This is a genomic window from Celeribacter naphthalenivorans (assembly GCF_020524585.1).
GTDB lineage: Bacteria > Pseudomonadota > Alphaproteobacteria > Rhodobacterales > Rhodobacteraceae > Celeribacter > Celeribacter naphthalenivorans.
Window position 1 is genome coordinate 79,157 of record NZ_JAIVLK010000005.1, and the last position, 15,976, is coordinate 95,132.

A 15,976-nucleotide genomic window follows, 5' to 3' on the forward strand; every position below is an offset into this window, starting at 1 on the left:
TTCCTCATGCGAAACCCCTCCTCGAAAACCGGGGAGGGGATTTTTAGCGATTCTATGGTAACTCTCCGGAATGGAAGAGAGAAAAAGCCTGATTGGCCGTCTTGGCCCTTTGTTCAAATTCCGCAAACGCGTCCGCACCTCCGGCGGGCATCATTCGCGTGGGCCGCTGAGCCATGTGATCTTGATGGATGGCACTTTGTCGTCCTTGCAGCCGGGGTTGGAGACCAACGCGGGGCTGGCCTATAAGCTCTGTTCCGAGGCGGCGCAGGGGGCCAATATGCTGGTGCGTTATGAGGCCGGCATCCAGTGGGTCGATTGGCGCGACACGCGCGATGTGATCGAGGGGCGCGGCATCAATCAGCAAATCCGGCGTGTCTACGGCGCGCTCGCGTCACGTTACCGCCCCGGCGACAAGATTTACCTCTTCGGCTATTCGCGCGGCGCCTATGCGGTGCGCTCGCTGTCGGGATTCATCGATATGATCGGGCTTTTGCGCGCCGAAGAGGCGACCGAGCGCAACATCCGCGACGCCTACCGGCACTATCAAATGGCGCCCCACGCCCGCGCGGCGCAGGCGTTTAAAGAGACCCATTGCCACGACAAGGTCGAGATCGAATTCTTAGGCGTCTGGGACACGGTTGCGGCGCTGGGCCTGCATATGCCCTTGGTTTGGCGCTATTCTTCGGTATTTCACGAGTTTCACAACCAAGAACCCGCGCGCTGTGTCAAAGCGGTCTATCACGCGCTAGCCTATCACGAACGCCGCCGCGCCTATGCGCCGGTGCTGTTCGACAGCCCCGATGCTCCGCCTGTGTTCAATGGGCGCAAACAGGTGTTGCAGCAGATGTGGTTCCCCGGCACCCATGGCGATGTCGGCGGACAATTGTCGGGCTATAACCCGGAGCGGCGGCTTTCGAACGCGGCGCTGGTCTGGATGCTCGACAAGGCTGAGCAGGCGGGGCTTGAGCTGCCGGACGGCTGGCGGATGCGCTATCTGGCGGACCCGCATGGGCCGTCGATCGGTCTCAATCGCGGCTGGGGCAAGTTCTTTTGGCTGCGTGACAGGCGTGTGGTGGGGCAGGACCCGTCAGAGATCCTGCACCCGGCTTTGAAGTCAGAGATCGCGCCTTAAATCACGCCCAGATTGGCGCAGACCGCTTTGGTCAGGGTCGGGCGGTTCAGTGTATAGAAATGCAAATCCTCGATGCCCTCGGCCAAAAGCTTTTCGCAAAGCTTGGTGCAGAGATCGATGGAGAGCTGATGGTGGTCCGATGAGTGTTCAAAGGCCGCCTCATAGCTGATCGGGATCGGCGTGCCGCAGGAGGCGGCGAATCTCTGGATGCCTTTCCAGCCGGTGATCGGCAGGATGCCGGGGATCAATTGCCCGGTGATGCCCGCGCGATCACACCGGTCGCGGAAGCGGAAAAAGTTTTCCGGCTCAAAGAAGAACTGCGTGATGGCGGAATCGGCCCCCGCCTCGAATTTCTGTTTCAGCCAGGAGACATCGGCATTCTCATCTGCGGCCTCCGGGTGCGGGTCCGGGTAGGCGCCGACGCGGATTTTGAAATCACCGGTCTCTTTCAGGGCTGTGATCAGCTCGACAGAGTTGGCAAAGCCGCCCTCAGCGGGGGTGAACTTGCCCGCACCTTTCGGCGGATCGCCCCGAAGTGCGACGATTTCATTCACGCCAACCTCTTTGTAACTCTTTGCAATCGCAAGGGTTTCTTCCTTGGTGGCGTTCACGCAGGTCAGGTGGGCGGCGACGTTCCAGCCGTATTCCTTGTTGAGCAGAGAGACCGCATCATGGGTCAACTCCCGCGTGGTGCCACCTGCGCCATAGGTCACGGAGACAAATGTCGGGTCCATGCCCTGAAACGCCTCGACGGTTTCGAACAGGCTGAAACAGGCCTGGATATTCTTCGGCGGGAAGAATTCGAAAGAGATATTGGGCGCTTTGGTCATGATCTTATCCTTGGTCTTTTGCCGTCTTGTGTCATGCCTCGCCATGTGAGACAAATTCATAATTCTCAAGAACAACATGAGCGCTACTCAAGATGCATCTCGAATTTCGCCACCTGCGGACGATCAAGGCCATCTATCAGGAGGGCGGTTTGGCGCGTGCGGCCGAGCGTTTGAACATTACGCAATCCGCGCTCAGCCACCAGGTCAAGGGGCTGGAGGATCAGGCGGGGGTGGAGCTCTTCGTGCGGCGCTCGAAACCGCTCAAGCTCTCGGCGGCGGGGATGCGGCTCTTGGCCTTGGCCGAAGATGTGCTGCCCAAGGTCGAAGCGCTCGAAGACGAGTTTCGCGGCATCGAGGCGGGCACCTTGGGGCGGCTTCACATCGCGATGGAGTGCCACGCCTGTTTCGACTGGCTCTTTCCGGTGCTGCATCAGTTCCGCGAGGCCTGGCCCGAGGTCGACATCGACATTCGCCAACGCCTGGCCTTCGGCGCACTTCCGGCGCTGGAGCGCGAGGAGGTGGATTTCGTCATCTCGTCCGACCCCGAAAACATCCACGGCATCACCTTTGTGCCGCTGTTTGATTACGCGCCCATGTGCGCGATGTCGTCGAAATCGCCGCTGACGCAAAAGGCCTATGTCGAGGCGGAGGATTTCCGCGATCAGACGTTGATCACCTATCCGATGGACCGCACGCGGCTCGATGTGTTCAAAAACTTGCTGATCCCGGCGGGGGTTGAGCCGTTGCAACAGCGTAAGGTCGAGTTGACGGATGTGATCCTGATGCTGGTCGCCGCCGGACGCGGCGTGGCGGTGCTGCCCGATTGGGTGATGCGCGACATTCGCAACATGCCGGATTACGCCGTGCGCCCGCTGACCGCCAAAGGCGTCAAGCGCACGATGTATGCCGCCGTGCGCGACACCGATCTGGAGAAACCCTATATGACCGATGTGCTGCGCATCGCGAAAGCCGAGGCGGCGAAGCTCAGAGGCCTGTGATCAGCGTTTCAGCATCGTCTCAAAGGTGCCGAAAATCATGCGTTTCCCATCGAACGGCATGTCTGCCCCCATCTCGGCAAAGCGCGGGTCGGTTTCCATCGCTTCCATACAGGCCATGGCTTTCTCCGCATCGGGCCATTCGATGAAGGACACCACCACGGTCTCATCCTCCTTCAGTTGAACCGCCATGGGCAGGGAGGTCACCTCGCCCGGCGGCACCATGCTGCCCCAGCCTTCGAACAATTGCAGCGCACCGTATTCCATAAAGAGCGGCGCCATGGTTTCGGCCACGGTTTTATACTGATCACGGTGGGCCGTGGGCACGGGGATGACGGCGATCTGGAAATAGGACATGGTGAACCTCAGCTTGAGTACTCGTTAGTGTTACCGCTGAACGGTACCACGGCTGTGCTGAAATTCGACCGTTTTCTGGCGTCTCGAATGGGATCGGCGGAAAATAGGGGCGTCGCAAAACCGCATCAGCACATTTCTTTGCCCGCAAACCCTTGGCAGACTGGGTTTGGCGGCGTATACGCCCGGTCTGAACATCTTACACATCTACGCCCCGGAGCCCGGACCCATGCAAGGCAGTGCCAATCTCAACGTCATGATCAAAGCTGCGCGCGCCGCAGGTCGTTCGCTGGTGAAAGACTTCCGCGAGGTCGAGAACCTTCAGGTGTCTTCGAAAGGCGCGGGCGATTTTGTGTCCAAGGCCGACATCCGCGCCGAAGAGATCATCCGCGACATGCTGATGGAGGCGCGTCCGAACTACGGTTGGACCGGCGAAGAAAGCAAATCCGTCGAGGGCAAGGACCCGACGCGTCGTTGGATCGTCGATCCCCTCGATGGCACGACGAACTTTCTGCACGGTCTGCCGCATTGGGCGGTGTCCATCGCGCTGGAGCACAAAGGCGAGATCGTCTCCGGTGTTGTCTTCGACCCGGCCAAGGGCGAGCTGTTCTGGGCGGAAAAAGGCAATGGCGCCTGGATGAACGACATGCGCATCCGTGTGTCCGGTCGCACCAAGATGATCGAGTCGATCTTTGCCACCGGCCTGCCGTTTGGCGGTCGTGCCGATCTGCCGGAAACCCTGCGCGATCTGGCCCGGCTTTTGCCCGCCACCGCCGGTGTGCGTCGTTGGGGTTCTGCCGCGCTCGATCTCGCCTATGTGGCGGCGGGGCGTTACGATGGGTTCTGGGAACGTCGCCTCAATGCTTGGGATATGGCTGCAGGCGTGCTTTTGGTGAAAGAGGCCGGCGGTTTCGTCGAGGCGCTCCACCCGGAGGACAATCCGGTCGACAGCGGTGAAGTGATTTGTGGCAACGAGGCGCTGTTCGAGCGTTTCGCAGCGGTGATCCGTTCCGCCTGAGACGCCTCTGACTGGCTGATCAAACATCACATGTGACGCGCCGCCTTCGGGCGGCGTTTTCTGTCCCCACCTTTCATTTGTACGCATTTCGCCTCAGTTTCGGCACTTGTGGGGCGGATAGATGAACCTGGTATCGGAGGGATGAATGTGATGGACGCGATGAAAATCTCTGGGCGGAAATTTCGCAGCAATGACGACGGGGCTGTCACAGTGGATTGGGGCGTGCTCACTTCTGCCGCCGTGGGTCTTTGTATCGCATTGGTCAATGTGGTCTGGGGCGGCGCGTAAGAGCCGATTGTCTCTCAAATAGCCCAGTCTCACCGACGTCTGCGGACGGTCGGTATTGTGCTTTGTGCGAACCGGTAGCGGGCTTCGGCATGAGTTGGATGGCCACGCGTGCGTGACCAGAATGCTGTGCCCCCCAGACGCTTCCACATCGGGTAGGTTACGATTACCCCTGCGATAAAGCCGCCGATATGCGCCAAATGCGCGACGCCACCTGCGCCGGTCGATCCCATTTCTGCGAAAACCTGTAGGCCGAACCAAAGCCCCAGCATGATCCAGGCGGGCATGGGGAAGACTTTGAAAAAGATGATGAAAATGAACAGGACATCGACGCGCGCCTTGGGGAACAGCAAAAGATAGCCGCCCATGACGCCCGCGATCGCGCCCGAGGCGCCCACCATAGGCACGCGCGAGCCGGGGTCGGCCAGATATTGCGCGAGACCCGCCGCGATGCCGCAGATCAGATAAAACCCGAGATAGCGCAGATGCCCCATCTCATCTTCGAGATTGTCGCCAAAGACCCACAAAAACAACATGTTGCCTGCGATATGCAGGATGCCGCCATGCATGAACATGGAGGTGAAAAACGTGTAATAGCCGTCGCCATGGCTGATCCGCGCGGGCAAAAGCGCCCAGTCCGAATAGATCTGCAACAGCGCACGCTCGTTGCCGTAGCTGGGCAGCATGGCCATGAACACCGCGATGTTCACCGCGATCAACGCATAGGTGACAAAGGCGGGGCGGCGGGACGGATTATGGTCGCGGATCGGGAACATATCGCCAATGTGGGCGTCTGCGGCGAGAGGTCAAGCGAAACCCTATGCCGCATCTGCACAAGCACGGCAAGGTGATGTTTTGCGATCCCAGGCGGGTCTCGGCAATCGCCCGCGTGTCGCACACAGATCAAGGCAAGATCGCGCCAAATGTCCGCGCATTGCCACATTCTCGCCCCACTGAGGACGCTGGCCCTTTATAGCCTCGCAAAAAACGACGAGGCTTCGATGCGCAATCTCTTCATATTGGCGGCCCTTATGCTCATGCCCACTGGTGTTTTCGCGGATAAGGCCGGTGTTGGTGCTTGGGAAAACTCCAGCAATTCCATGCTGCGCTGGATCGAAGAGGCGCCCGCGCTCGACTGGTATTACACTTGGCGCCCGACGCAGATGTGGTCGCAAAATCGGTCGCGGCGCTCGGTCGAATTCGTGCCGATGATCCGCGACGCCTCTGACGTGAACAAGAAAATCGTCTCCGACCTGCCGGTGCGGGCGCTCTTGGCCTTTAATGAGCCGGATTCGCGCAAAAGCGAAGGCAGCAATCTCTCCGTCGAGCAGGCTGTCGCGCTCTGGCCGAAACTCGAAGCGCGGGGCCTGCGCCTCGGTAGCCCGGCGGTGACCCAAGGCCAGACGCTCGGCGCATCCTCGTGGCAGGGGCGGTTTATGGCCCAGGCCGAGGCCAAAGGCCTGCGCGTCGATTTCATGGCGGTGCATTACTATTCGACCAACGGCAATGTGAAAGCCTTTGAGACGTGGCTCCGTAAAGTGCATGCCGAATACAAGCGCCCGATCTGGGTCACGGAATTCGCCTTTATCGATTGGCAAAACGTGCGTGGCGTGAGCTACGCCCAAAACGCCGCCTTTGCCGAAGCCGCGATCCTGATGATGGAGCGCTTGCCCTTTGTCGAGCGCCACGCTTGGTTTGCGGCCAATCCTTACCCCTATGGCGGTGCCAAGCCGCAGATCAATCTGGTCTCCAACACTCTGCAACCCACCCCTGTGGGCGTGGCGTTCGACCGGACGCTCAGCCGCATCGGGGCACGTCGCGTGGCGTCGAACAGCGAGTGAACTTGCCTGCAATCTGGTCGGAAATCGACTTGTAACCGCCGGTACATCCTGTAACTGTCTGCCCTGACATGTTTCTTGGTGCGTCCTGGTGCGACCGTGGCGCAGCTGATCAGAAACAGGCCCGCGTGGTGGAATGGTAGACACAGAGGACTTAAAATCCTTAGGCCGTAACTGGCCGTGCCGGTTCGAGTCCGGCCGCGGGTACCACCTTTGACGGCGTTTGAGCAAAAAGGATGCCCCGTGGAGTTCACATCCGAAGTCATCATCGCGACCTATAACAAGCCGGATTATCTGCGCCTGTGTCTCAAGAGCCTTGCAGAGCAAAGCCAGCGTCCGAGCGCGATTTGTCTTGCGGATGACGGGTCCGATGCCCGGATCGCGCCTGTGATCGAGGGGTTTCGTGACGCTTATCCCGATCTGGTGCTGCGGCGTTCGTGGCATGAAGATCAAGGTTTTCGCAAATCCATCGCACTCAACCGGGCGATTGCCAGCTCAACCTGCGACTATCTGGTGTTTCTCGATGATGACGTGATCCTGCATCCGGGTGCGCTGCGGCGGCATCTGGCCTGCGCGGCGCGGGGGCGATACCTCACCGGATCGCTGATCCGCCTCGATGCCGATCTGACCGGGCGGCTTTTGCAGGCGCAGAGCTACGAATGGGCGGGGGGGCGTTTGGCCGGGTGGACCCCGAAAGGGCGCTCTCAATGGCTGAAATCCATGCCGTTCCCTCCGTCTGTCATGGCGCTGTTTGACCGGCTCTCGCCGGTGTCGCCGAATTTCCAGGGCGCCTGCGCCTCGGTTTGGCGCGAGGATGTGGTGCGGGTCAACGGGTTCGAGGGCAATATGTCCTATGGCGGGCTCGACAAGGAGATTGGCGTGCGCCTGCGCAATGCGGGCATTCATGGGCGGCACGTCCGCTATACGGCACCCGCTTATCACCTCGATCACGGGCGCTCCTATGCAGATCCGAAGGTCAAACGCGAGAACCGCGATTACATTCTGGCCCTGCGCAAATCCGGCGAGACGCGCGCGCGGAACGGAATTGCGGAATTGGCGCCCGAATAGAGCATTCGGCCAGTAAAAAGCCCTCCGCGCAGGGGAGGGCTTTTATTGTCTTATTCGAACATTCAGGCCGATGCGCCTCAGCTTCGGGTGCCGGCGAATTTTTCCTGCCAGTCCTCGCGCTGTTCATCGTCGATCTTGGCGAAAAGATTGTCTGGCACGACAAAGCTATGGCCCGGTTTGAGGGTATCCAAGGCACCCGCCACGTCTTCCGGCCAATCGAGATCCGGCAGCGCCAGAGCGGTTTGCAGCTTGCCTGCCGTGTCCGGAATGAAGGGGGCGGAAAGACGTGCGTAGAGGCCGATCAGGTTGAGGCCCAGACGCACCTGCGCCGCTGCTTTCTCCGGGTCTTCTTTGAAGGTCGACCAAGGCGCTGCGGATTGCAGGTATTCGTTGCCCGCGACCCAGATGGCCCGCAATGCGTTGGCGCCTTTGCGCACGTCGATAGCGTCCATATGGCTCTGATATTCCGAAACTTTTGCGGTCAGATCGGCAATCAATGCGACTTCTTGTTCTCCGTACTCACCCCCTTCGGGGACGGCCTCGGAGAATTTCGAACGGCAGAATTTGGTGATGCGAGAGACGAAGTTGCCGAGCACGTCGGCAAGGTCTTTGTTCACGGATTGCTGGAAATTTTCCCAGGTGAATTCCGAGTCCGAGCTTTCGGGGGCATGGCTCAACAGCCACCAGCGCCAGTAGTCCGCCGGCAGGATCGAAAGTGCTTGGTCCATGAACACGCCACGCCCGCGCGAGGTGGAGAATTGCCCGCCGTCATAGTTCAGATAGTTGAAGCTTTTGATGTAATCGACCATCTTCCACGGTTCGCCCGCGCCCAGCATGGTGACCGGGAAGGACAGCGTGTGGAAGGGCACGTTGTCCTTGCCCATGAATTGCACATATCGAACATCGTCCGCACCTTTGTCCGTGCGCCACCAGCGTTCCCAAGCCTCATCGTCCAGCCCCTGTTTCGCGGCCCATTCGGCGCCACAGGCGATGTATTCGATGGGAGCGTCGAACCAGACGTAGAACACCTTGCCGTCCATGCCCTCCCAAGGCGCGCCGTCGAATTGCACCGGCACGCCCCAGCTCAGGTCGCGGGTGATGCCGCGGTCTTGCAACCCGTCGCCGTCGTTCAGCCATTTCTTGGCAATCGAGGTGGTGAGCACCGGCCAATCCGCCTTGCTGTCGATCCACTCATTGAGCGCATCGCGCATGCCCGATTGTTTCAGGTAGAGGTGCTTGGTGACGCGCTGTTCCAGATCGGTTGCACCCGAAATCGTCGAATGCGGCTCGATGAGATCGGTGGGGTCGAGCTGTTTCGTGCAATTGTCGCACTGATCGCCGCGCGCGGAATCGTAACCGCAGTTCGGGCAGGTGCCCTCGATATAGCGATCCGGCAGGAACCGCCCGTCGGTCTCCGAATAAATCTGCGTTTCTTCAACGACTTCGATCAGACCTGCCTCATAAAGCTTGGTCGCGAGGTGCTGGGTCAGCGCGTGGTTAGGTTGCGACGAAGAGCGCCCGAAATGGTCAAAGGACAGCCGGAACCCGGCGGCAATCTCGGCCTGAATGTCATGCAGTTCGGTGCAATATTCCGCCACCGGCTTGCCGGCCTTTTGTGCCGCGATCTCGGCGGGGGTGCCATGTTCATCCGTGGCGCAGAGAAACAGAACCTCATCGCCGCGCGCCCGACGGTAGCGGGCATAGAGATCTGCGGGCAACTGAGAGCCGACGAGATTGCCGAGGTGCTTGATGCCGTTGATATAGGGCAGGGCGGAGGTGATGAGGGTGCGTGCCATGAGGAGAGTGGTCCGGTCGGTTTACATATGTCTTGAGGCTTTCCTATCGCGCTTATGCGCAAAGGGCCAGAGGGCATAGGGTTTCCTGACCAAGTGAGGCCCTGGCTGTGCGGAAAAACCTGTGCTCTCGGGGTTGCTCTGCGGCGCGGCAAAGCTAGTGTAGGCGCAACTCACAAAGAGACAGGATCCTTTCATGAAAATGCGCAAAATCGGTCGCAGTGACCTCTTGGTGTCTGAGATTTGCCTCGGCTCCATGACGTGGGGCAGCCAGAACACCGAAGCCGAAGGTCACGCCCAAATCGATCGTGCCAAAGAGGTCGGCGTCAATTTCATCGACACCGCCGAAATGTACCCGGTGAACCCCGTACGCAAAGAGACCGCTGGCGATACCGAAGAGATCATCGGGCAGTATTTTGCCGCGCGTGGCGGGCGCGAGGACTGGGTGATTGCGTCGAAAATCGCCGGGCCGGGGAGCATCAACGAAGAGGGCATTCAGGCCTCGAACCTTGAGGCGCGACTGGACGAGAGCCTCAAGCGGCTGAAAACCGATTATGTCGATCTCTATCAGTTCCACTGGCCCAACCGCGGCTCTTATGCCTTTCGCCAGAACTGGCATTTCAACCCGGAGAAACAGCCCTCGAAGGCCGAGATCGAGGACAATATGCGCGGCGTTCTCGAAGTCATGGGGGCGCTGCAGAAAAAGGGCAAAGTGCGTGAATTCGGCACCTCGAATGAAAGTGCTTGGGGCATGGCGATGTGGCTCAAACTGGCCGATGAGATGGGCGCGCCGCGGATGCAGTCGATCCAGAACGAATATTCTCTGATGTGCCGTCTCTATGACACCGATCTGGCGGAGCTGGCGGTGCATGAGGATGTCACGCTTTTGGCCTATTCGCCGCTTGCCGCCGGGCTTTTGACCGGCAAATACGAGGGCGGCACGGTGGTGCCGAAAGGCTCGCGGATGGATATCATCGGCGATCTCGGAGGGCGGATCAAAAGCGAGCGGGTCTGGCCGGCGGAGCGCGCCTATGTGGCGCTGGCGGCAGAGCATGGGTTCGATCCGGCGACGCTGGCGGTGGCTTGGACGCTGACGCGGCCCTTCGACTGTATGCCGATCATCGGCGCGACCTCTGTCGATCAGCTTGAGAAATCTCTCGACGCCCGTGATGTGACTTTGTCAGAAGAGCTGTTGAAAGAGATCGAAAAGCTGCACAAACTGCATGCGATGCCGTTCTGAGGACCTTGCGTGATGCGTCGAATTTTGTTGGGCCTGTTGGTCAGTGTGAGCCTTGCGGCCTGTCAGGGCGAGGAGACCGAAACCTCGCCGGGGTACGGGCTTGCGGGGTTTGATCCCCATGCGGTCGAGACCCAGAAGACGGCCTGTGAGGCGCGCGGGGGCAAGTTTCAGCCCGGCGGGCTTGGCGGCTTCATGACCTGTTTCGTGACGCCGAAGGATGCGGGCCAGCGCTGCACAAAGTCGACGGATTGCTCGACGGGCAACTGTCTCGCGCGGTCGCAAAGCTGCGCGCCGATCACGCCGCTCTTCGGCTGTAACGAGATGCTGGACGCCGAAGGGCGCAGGGTGAGCCTGTGCGTGGATTGATCGCGGCTTTGTCTCTTGTCGTTCTGTCAGGCTGTCTGGCACCGCAGGCCTCGGGGCCTGTCACGCGCAATTCTGACGCCTCGATGTCCTCCATCGCCGCGCTCGATCCGGTGCGGTTTTCCGGGCGTTGGTATGAGGTTGCGGCCTTCGTGCCGGAGGGCAAATCTTGTGTCATCGGGGCGGTGACATTCACGGCGCAGAAGTCCGGTGATCTGATGGTGACCGAAGGCCCCTGTGCCGATGGTCGGCCCAAGAGCGGGCTGGCACGCAAGGTGGGACCGGGGCGCTATGCGTTCAAAGGCGATGAGATCTGGGTGCTCTGGGTCGATGCGGAATACCACACTGCGGTGATCGGCTACCCATCGGGCCCCGCGCATGTGCTGTCGCGGGATCTGAGCCTGCCGCCAGATCGCAAACAGGCGGTCGAGGGCATTCTTGAATGGAATGGCTATGATGTCGGGCAGTTGCGTCCGGCGCGGCGTCGCTAAACGCCGGGTAAGCCCCTAAGATATGAGCGGAAATCCCCCCTTCACAGATGGTGATGGGGGGATGCAAAATTTTTGACTAGGCGGTTTGAAAAATCCCGCCTATAGGCCGTGCCATGAAAATGGAACGCACATATCTTGAGCACGCCAAAAAGATTTTGGTGTTGGGGCTGCCTTTGGCGGGCAGTCAAATCGCGCAATTTGCGGTCCATATGACCGATGTGATCATGATGGGGTGGTACGGTCTCGATGAGCTGGCCGCGCTTGTTCTGGCCTCGGGGTCTTGGTTCATCCTCTTTATTCTATTGGCGGGCTTTGCCTTTGCGGTGATGCCTCTGGTCGCCACTGCCTCGGGGCAGGGCGACAGCACCACGGTGCGCCGCGCGACCCGGATGGCGATCTGGCTGTCGGTCCTGGCCGCCGTGTTGATCTATCCGATCTTTGGGTTTTCCGACGATATTCTCATGGCGTTGGGCCAACAGCCGCATATCGCGGCCCAAGCCCGCCCCTATCTGGCCATCGCCGGGATCGAGATGATCCCCGCGCTGATCGTCGCGGTCTTCCGCAGCTATTTCTCTGCGCTCGAACGCACCCGTGTGGTGTTGTTCGCGGTGATCGGCGCGGTGATCCTGAATGCTGGTCTGAACTACATGTTCATTTTCGGCAATCTGGGCGCGCCGGAATTGGGCGTTATGGGCTCGGCCATTGCCTCCTTGATCGTCAACTTCGCGATGCTCGTGGTGCTGGCGATCTATGCCGCCAAGGCGACGCCGGAGAACGATCTGTTCCGCAACCCGTTCAAGCCCGATTGGGCGATGTTTGCCACTGTGTTCAAGATGGGCGTGCCGATTGGCATCACCTCCCTGTCTGAGGTTGGCCTCTTCAATGCCGCAGCCCTGATGATGGGCTGGATCGGCACCGCGACACTTGCGGCCCATGGGATCGTGCTGCAACTCACCGCGATTGCCTTTATGACCCAGATCGGCCTGTCGCAGGCCGGGACGATCCGCGTGGGCAACGCCATGGGGCGCGGCGACGAGGCCGATATGCGCAAGGGTGCTTTGGTCGTCGTCGTGCTGTCGCTGATCATGGCGGCGCTGTCTGCGGCGCTGTTTCTGTTGCTGCCGGATCTTCTGATCGGGTTGTTCATCGCCCCGGATGAGCCCGCGCGCGACGAGGTTCTGGCCATTGGCGGCGTGCTGATCTTCTTTGCGGCGGCGATGCAATTCTCTGACGGTGGTCAGGTCGTGGCGCTTTCCTTGCTCCGTGGTCTGCATGACACGGCTGTGCCGATGTGGCTTGCCGCCATCAGCTATTGGCTGCTCGGCATGCCTGCGGGCTACATCTTTGGCTTCGTGCTGGGGTGGGGCGCAGAGGGCGTCTGGATGGGCTTTTTGTTCGGTCTGACTGCGGCTTGGGTGATGATGAGCTATCGTTTTTGGGCGCAAAAAGCACGGCTGTCGCAGGCCGCGTAAGTCTCAGTCTTTGTTGAGCAAACGGTCGGCTTTCTTGCGCACCAAAACGGTGCGCAAGTCGTGCATCGCCAGCAAAAGCGCGTCGGTGACGTTTTCCAACTGATCGTCCGTGGCGCGCGTCTGCGCCCAATGCGCCGTCAGGTTCAGGTAATCGACGGCGCGGTGGATGTCGTCGATGTCGCGTTGCGCCAAAAGTGCGACGCGTTCGGCCAGCCAGTCTTCGATGACTTTCAAATCATCGGGCGTCAATTCGCGCCCGCCATGCGGTTTGATCTCTCCGTTTTTGACGTTCACCACCGCGATCTGATCCATCTCGATCCGGCGCTGACGGTTCTCCGTGTCCACGCGGAACACAAAAGCGCCGTTCTCACGCACGCGGAAGTAATATTCGGGGAGATCGACGCTCATGCGGTAAGGTCCGTTTCGTCAAGGACGCGCCAAAGCGAGCCATCCTCATCGACGAGGGCGAACATGCGCGGGGCGTTGTCGAGTTTGAAAATCTCTGTGAGGCGGGGTGTGGCGTGCGGATCCTTCGGCAGGCCTGCCTCGGCAAACCGCGCGTGCAGCGTTTCGATTGTGTCTGAGCGCAGACAGGCGGAGAACCAGCTGGCTTTCGGGTCCAGTTCCGGGTGCGGAAAGAATTCCACCTGCGTCTCGCCAAAGCCCATGATCATCCAGCCTTCATTTTTGAAGCGCGTCTCGAACCCGAGGCGCGTGTAGAACGCCTCGGTCTTGTCGAAATCGCGCGCAGGCAGGTTGGCCGTGATCACCTCGGTCATTTCAGCCCTTTGCAAAAGGCCTGAATGCGGGTGCAGGCTTCTTTGAGGGCCTCGTCCGAGGTGGCGTAAGACACGCGGAAGTTCGGCGACAGGCCAAAGGCTGCGCCAAAGACCACGGCGACACCGTTTTCTTCCAAAAGCGCGGTCGCGAACTCTTCGTCATTGGTGATCTTCGCACCGCCTGCGGAGGTCTTGCCCAGACAGCCGGAGATGTCCGGATAGACGTAGAAGGCGCCTTCGGGCGTCGGGCAGGTGATGCCCTCGGCGGCGTTCAGCATCTCGACCACCAGATTGCGACGACGCACAAAGGCCTCGTTGTTCTCGGCGATGAACTCTTGCGGGCCATTGAGCGCTTCGATGGCGGCATATTGCGAGATCGAACAGGGGTTCGAGGTCGATTGCGACTGCACCTTGCGCATCGCGGCGATCAGTTCAACCGGACCCGCCGCATAGCCGATCCGCCAGCCGGTCATCGCATAGGCTTTGGACACGCCGTTGACCGTGAGCGTGCGCTCATAGAGACCCGGCTCGATCTCGGCAGGGGTGCAGAATTCGAAGCCGTCAAAAGCGAGGTGTTCATACATATCGTCTGACATCACCCAGACATGCGGGTGCTTCATCAAGACGTCGGTCAGCGCCTTAAGCTCGGCCTTCGAATAGCCAGCGCCCGTTGGGTTGGATGGCGAGTTGAAGATGAACCATTTGGTCTTCGGCGTGATCGTGGCGTCGAGTTGTTCTGCGGTGATTTTAAAGGCGTTCTCGAGCTTGCCTTCGATCGCGACCGGCGTGCCGCCCGCGAGCAAAACCATATCCGGGTAGGACACCCAATAGGGCGCCGGGATGATCACTTCATCGCCGGGGTTCAGCGTCGCCACCAGCGCGTTGAACAGCACCTGCTTGCCGCCGCCAGAGACGGAGACCTGCGCGGGCGTGTAATCGAGGCTGTTGTCGCGTTTGAACTTCTCGCAGATCGCGGCTTTCAGCTCCGGCAACCCGTCGACGGCGGTGTATTTCGTCTTGCCCTCTTCGATGGCGCGGATGCCTGCGGCTTTGATGTTGGCGGGCGTGTCGAAATCCGGCTCGCCTGCGCCCAGCCCGATCACATCCTTGCCCGCGTCTTTCAACTCGCGCGCCTTATTGGTGACGGCGATGGTGGGGGAGGGTTTCACACGGGAGAGGGTCTCGGAAAGAAAGGGCATGGCATGAGTCCATTTGCGTTAGATCGCCGTAGTGATAACGTCAAAAACCGCCCCGCGCCAAGACGTCCCTTGCGATAATCCTGTCCCCGGTGCAAAAAGCGCGTGATCAAAGGGAGTTTGCCATGACCGAGACCATCGACATTCGCCGCAAGCGTCTGAAAATCCGTGCTTGGCGACGTGGGATCAAAGAGATGGACCTGTTGATCGGCGGCTATGCGGATGCGCATCTGGCGGTGATGGATGAGGCGCAGCTCGATGAGTTCGAGCAACTGATGGACGAGCACGATCAGGATCTCTTGTCCTATGCAACCGGGCTGAAACCCGTGCCGGAGCATTTGAAATCGATGCTCGACAAGGTGATCGCCGATGCGGATCACGCGTCCTGGGGTGTGAAGGGCTGAGGCCTCTAAAGGTTACCAAACCCTTGCCAGACCATGCGCTCGAGTAAGGCAATTTTTCGATCAATTTGCATCGATTGCAAAAATCTCAGCTGTTTAACTGAATTTTGGGAAATTGCGGTCAATCTCCTCTGTGAAAAAGCCATTGGCGGAGTAACAGATGAGCATGCATTCAGCATTCGTAAAACCGGTCGAGACCCCCTTTATGTCTCAATATCTTGAGGCATTGTCCCTCGTGGAGCGGCTTCATCGCCTGCTTCTCGATGTGATCAAGGATGAATTCGAACGGGTCGGCATTCTTGAAATCAACGCGGTACAGGCGCTTTTGCTCTTTAACGTGGGCGAGAATGAGGTGACCGCCGGTGAATTGAAGACGCGCGGCTATTATCAGGGCTCGAACGTGTCGTATAACCTCAAGAAACTGGTCGATATGGGCTATATGCACCATCAACGCTGTGAGATCGACCGTCGCTCCGTGCGCGTCAAGCTGACCGACAAGGGGAACCATGTGCGCGTGACCGTCGCCGATCTTTTCTCCCGTCATGCCGAGGGGCTTCAGGGCAAAGGTGTGATTTCCTCCGAGGGGATCGAGGACATCAACACCGCGCTGCGCCGGGTAGAACGCTATTGGGCCGATCAGATTCGCTATATTTATTAAGATATTTATCTGGCTTCGCGATGAAAAACGCCTCCCCGATGCGGGAGGCGTTTGGCTCCGGTG

Annotated in this window: 19 protein-coding genes and 1 tRNA gene; 13 read left to right on the forward strand and 7 right to left on the reverse strand. The window is 59.7% G+C overall.

The annotated features are described in order from the left end of the window. Nucleotides 1-70: 70 nt before the first annotated feature. Nucleotides 71-1,132, forward strand: a complete 1,062-nt coding sequence (locus LC094_RS11850) for a DUF2235 domain-containing protein (RefSeq protein WP_226553008.1) — start codon at nt 71-73, stop codon at nt 1,130-1,132. Here the strand turns inward: LC094_RS11850 and metF are convergent. After that, complete coding sequence (gene metF / locus LC094_RS11855) at nt 1,129-1,962, reverse strand: methylenetetrahydrofolate reductase [NAD(P)H] (RefSeq protein WP_226553009.1); 834 nt, start codon at nt 1,960-1,962, stop codon at nt 1,129-1,131. The genes LC094_RS11850 and metF overlap by 4 nt on opposite strands. Nucleotides 1,963-2,054: 92 nt before the next feature. Here metF and LC094_RS11860 point away from each other — a divergent pair, with 92 nt between their 5' ends. Further along, nucleotides 2,055-2,960 carry a LysR family transcriptional regulator gene (locus LC094_RS11860; protein WP_226553010.1) on the forward strand — a complete coding sequence of 302 codons (906 nt, stop codon included), beginning with the start codon at nt 2,055-2,057 and terminating at the stop codon, nt 2,958-2,960. Here LC094_RS11860 and LC094_RS11865 read toward each other — a convergent pair whose 3' ends face one another. Next, nucleotides 2,961-3,314, reverse strand: a complete 354-nt coding sequence (locus tag LC094_RS11865; protein WP_226553011.1) for a DUF1428 domain-containing protein — start codon at nt 3,312-3,314, stop codon at nt 2,961-2,963. A 226-nt stretch (nt 3,315-3,540) separates the two neighbouring features. Here LC094_RS11865 and LC094_RS11870 point away from each other — a divergent pair, with 226 nt between their 5' ends. After that, complete coding sequence (locus LC094_RS11870) at nt 3,541-4,329, forward strand: inositol monophosphatase family protein (protein ID WP_226553012.1); 789 nt, start codon at nt 3,541-3,543, stop codon at nt 4,327-4,329. 150 nt (nt 4,330-4,479) lie between these two features. Further along, the gene (locus LC094_RS11875) at nt 4,480-4,617 is read left to right on the forward strand and encodes a hypothetical protein (protein ID WP_226553013.1); all 138 of its coding nucleotides are present in this window, start codon (nt 4,480-4,482) and stop codon (nt 4,615-4,617) included. Between the two features lie 29 nt (nt 4,618-4,646). Here the strand turns inward: LC094_RS11875 and LC094_RS11880 are convergent, their stop codons facing one another. Further along, nucleotides 4,647-5,390, reverse strand: coding sequence for a rhomboid family intramembrane serine protease (locus tag LC094_RS11880; RefSeq protein ID WP_226553014.1), 744 nt, complete (start codon nt 5,388-5,390; stop codon nt 4,647-4,649). 255 nt (nt 5,391-5,645) lie between these two features. On the opposite strand from LC094_RS11880, the gene LC094_RS11885 reads away from it, so the two are divergent. From LC094_RS11885 to LC094_RS11895, 3 genes are all read left to right on the forward strand, one after another. Next, entirely contained in the window at nt 5,646-6,455 is an 810-nt protein-coding gene (locus tag LC094_RS11885) for a glycosyl hydrolase (protein ID WP_226553015.1), read from the forward strand. A gap of 119 nt (nt 6,456-6,574) precedes the next feature. Next, nucleotides 6,575-6,662 (forward strand) — tRNA-Leu (locus LC094_RS11890). Between the two features lie 33 nt (nt 6,663-6,695). After that, nucleotides 6,696-7,520, forward strand: coding sequence for a glycosyltransferase (locus LC094_RS11895; protein ID WP_226553016.1), 825 nt, complete (start codon nt 6,696-6,698; stop codon nt 7,518-7,520). Between the two features lie 77 nt (nt 7,521-7,597). On the opposite strand, the gene metG is transcribed toward LC094_RS11895, so the two are convergent. Further along, nucleotides 7,598-9,316: a methionine--tRNA ligase gene (metG, locus tag LC094_RS11900; protein WP_226553017.1), complete on the reverse strand. Its 1,719-nt coding sequence runs from the start codon at nt 9,314-9,316 to the stop codon at nt 7,598-7,600. A 193-nt stretch (nt 9,317-9,509) separates the two neighbouring features. Here metG and LC094_RS11905 point away from each other — a divergent pair, with 193 nt between their 5' ends. From LC094_RS11905 to LC094_RS11920, 4 genes are all read left to right on the forward strand, one after another. After that, nucleotides 9,510-10,553 carry an aldo/keto reductase gene (locus tag LC094_RS11905; protein WP_226553018.1) on the forward strand — a complete coding sequence of 348 codons (1,044 nt, stop codon included), beginning with the start codon at nt 9,510-9,512 and terminating at the stop codon, nt 10,551-10,553. A 12-nt stretch (nt 10,554-10,565) separates the two neighbouring features. Then, entirely contained in the window at nt 10,566-10,919 is a 354-nt protein-coding gene (locus LC094_RS11910) for a hypothetical protein (protein WP_226553019.1), read from the forward strand. Next, nucleotides 10,907-11,407 carry a lipocalin family protein gene (locus LC094_RS11915; protein WP_226553020.1) on the forward strand — a complete coding sequence of 167 codons (501 nt, stop codon included), beginning with the start codon at nt 10,907-10,909 and terminating at the stop codon, nt 11,405-11,407. Before LC094_RS11910 ends, LC094_RS11915 begins: the two co-directional genes overlap by 13 nt. Before the next feature lie 113 nt (nt 11,408-11,520). Further along, on the forward strand, nt 11,521-12,879 hold the full coding sequence (locus LC094_RS11920) for an MATE family efflux transporter (protein WP_226553021.1): 1,359 nt from the start codon (nt 11,521-11,523) through the stop codon (nt 12,877-12,879). A 3-nt stretch (nt 12,880-12,882) separates the two neighbouring features. Here the strand turns inward: LC094_RS11920 and LC094_RS11925 are convergent, their stop codons facing one another. Genes LC094_RS11925 through LC094_RS11935 form a run of 3 tightly spaced genes read right to left on the reverse strand, consistent with a single transcriptional unit; the run spans nt 12,883 to nt 14,857 of the window. Further along, the gene (locus tag LC094_RS11925) at nt 12,883-13,287 is read right to left on the reverse strand and encodes a hypothetical protein (protein ID WP_226553022.1); all 405 of its coding nucleotides are present in this window, start codon (nt 13,285-13,287) and stop codon (nt 12,883-12,885) included. Next, a complete protein-coding gene (locus LC094_RS11930; protein WP_226553023.1) occupies nt 13,284-13,658 on the reverse strand; it encodes a bleomycin resistance protein in 375 nt (124 codons plus the stop codon). The genes LC094_RS11925 and LC094_RS11930 overlap by 4 nt, the downstream gene beginning before the upstream one ends. Next, nucleotides 13,655-14,857: a pyridoxal phosphate-dependent aminotransferase gene (locus tag LC094_RS11935; RefSeq protein ID WP_226553024.1), complete on the reverse strand. Its 1,203-nt coding sequence runs from the start codon at nt 14,855-14,857 to the stop codon at nt 13,655-13,657. The genes LC094_RS11930 and LC094_RS11935 overlap by 4 nt, the downstream gene beginning before the upstream one ends. Nucleotides 14,858-14,979: 122 nt before the next feature. Here LC094_RS11935 and LC094_RS11940 point away from each other — a divergent pair, with 122 nt between their 5' ends. Then, nucleotides 14,980-15,258: a succinate dehydrogenase assembly factor 2 gene (locus LC094_RS11940; protein WP_226553025.1), complete on the forward strand. Its 279-nt coding sequence runs from the start codon at nt 14,980-14,982 to the stop codon at nt 15,256-15,258. A gap of 157 nt (nt 15,259-15,415) precedes the next feature. Next, nucleotides 15,416-15,913 carry a MarR family winged helix-turn-helix transcriptional regulator gene (locus LC094_RS11945; protein ID WP_226553026.1) on the forward strand — a complete coding sequence of 166 codons (498 nt, stop codon included), beginning with the start codon at nt 15,416-15,418 and terminating at the stop codon, nt 15,911-15,913. The last annotated feature ends 63 nt before the right edge of the window (nt 15,914-15,976 follow it).

Excerpts from the sequence above, each read along its gene's own strand:
- LC094_RS11850 (WP_226553008.1), top strand. The coding sequence starts at position 71 with ATGGAAGAGAGAAAAAGCCTGATTGGCCGTCTTGGCCCTTTGTTCAAA.
- metF (WP_226553009.1), bottom strand. The coding sequence starts at position 1,962 with ATGACCAAAGCGCCCAATATCTCTTTCGAATTCTTCCCGCCGAAGAAT.
- LC094_RS11860 (WP_226553010.1), top strand. The coding sequence starts at position 2,055 with ATGCATCTCGAATTTCGCCACCTGCGGACGATCAAGGCCATCTATCAG.
- LC094_RS11865 (WP_226553011.1), bottom strand. The coding sequence starts at position 3,314 with ATGTCCTATTTCCAGATCGCCGTCATCCCCGTGCCCACGGCCCACCGT.
- LC094_RS11870 (WP_226553012.1), top strand. The coding sequence starts at position 3,541 with ATGCAAGGCAGTGCCAATCTCAACGTCATGATCAAAGCTGCGCGCGCC.
- LC094_RS11875 (WP_226553013.1), top strand. The coding sequence starts at position 4,480 with ATGGACGCGATGAAAATCTCTGGGCGGAAATTTCGCAGCAATGACGAC.
- LC094_RS11880 (WP_226553014.1), bottom strand. The coding sequence starts at position 5,390 with ATGTTCCCGATCCGCGACCATAATCCGTCCCGCCGCCCCGCCTTTGTC.
- LC094_RS11885 (WP_226553015.1), top strand. The coding sequence starts at position 5,646 with ATGCTCATGCCCACTGGTGTTTTCGCGGATAAGGCCGGTGTTGGTGCT.
- metG (WP_226553017.1), bottom strand. The coding sequence starts at position 9,316 with ATGGCACGCACCCTCATCACCTCCGCCCTGCCCTATATCAACGGCATC.
- LC094_RS11905 (WP_226553018.1), top strand. The coding sequence starts at position 9,510 with ATGAAAATGCGCAAAATCGGTCGCAGTGACCTCTTGGTGTCTGAGATT.
- LC094_RS11910 (WP_226553019.1), top strand. The coding sequence starts at position 10,566 with ATGCGTCGAATTTTGTTGGGCCTGTTGGTCAGTGTGAGCCTTGCGGCC.
- LC094_RS11920 (WP_226553021.1), top strand. The coding sequence starts at position 11,521 with ATGAAAATGGAACGCACATATCTTGAGCACGCCAAAAAGATTTTGGTG.
- LC094_RS11925 (WP_226553022.1), bottom strand. The coding sequence starts at position 13,287 with ATGAGCGTCGATCTCCCCGAATATTACTTCCGCGTGCGTGAGAACGGC.
- LC094_RS11930 (WP_226553023.1), bottom strand. The coding sequence starts at position 13,658 with ATGACCGAGGTGATCACGGCCAACCTGCCTGCGCGCGATTTCGACAAG.
- LC094_RS11935 (WP_226553024.1), bottom strand. The coding sequence starts at position 14,857 with ATGCCCTTTCTTTCCGAGACCCTCTCCCGTGTGAAACCCTCCCCCACC.
- LC094_RS11940 (WP_226553025.1), top strand. The coding sequence starts at position 14,980 with ATGACCGAGACCATCGACATTCGCCGCAAGCGTCTGAAAATCCGTGCT.
- LC094_RS11945 (WP_226553026.1), top strand. The coding sequence starts at position 15,416 with ATGAGCATGCATTCAGCATTCGTAAAACCGGTCGAGACCCCCTTTATG.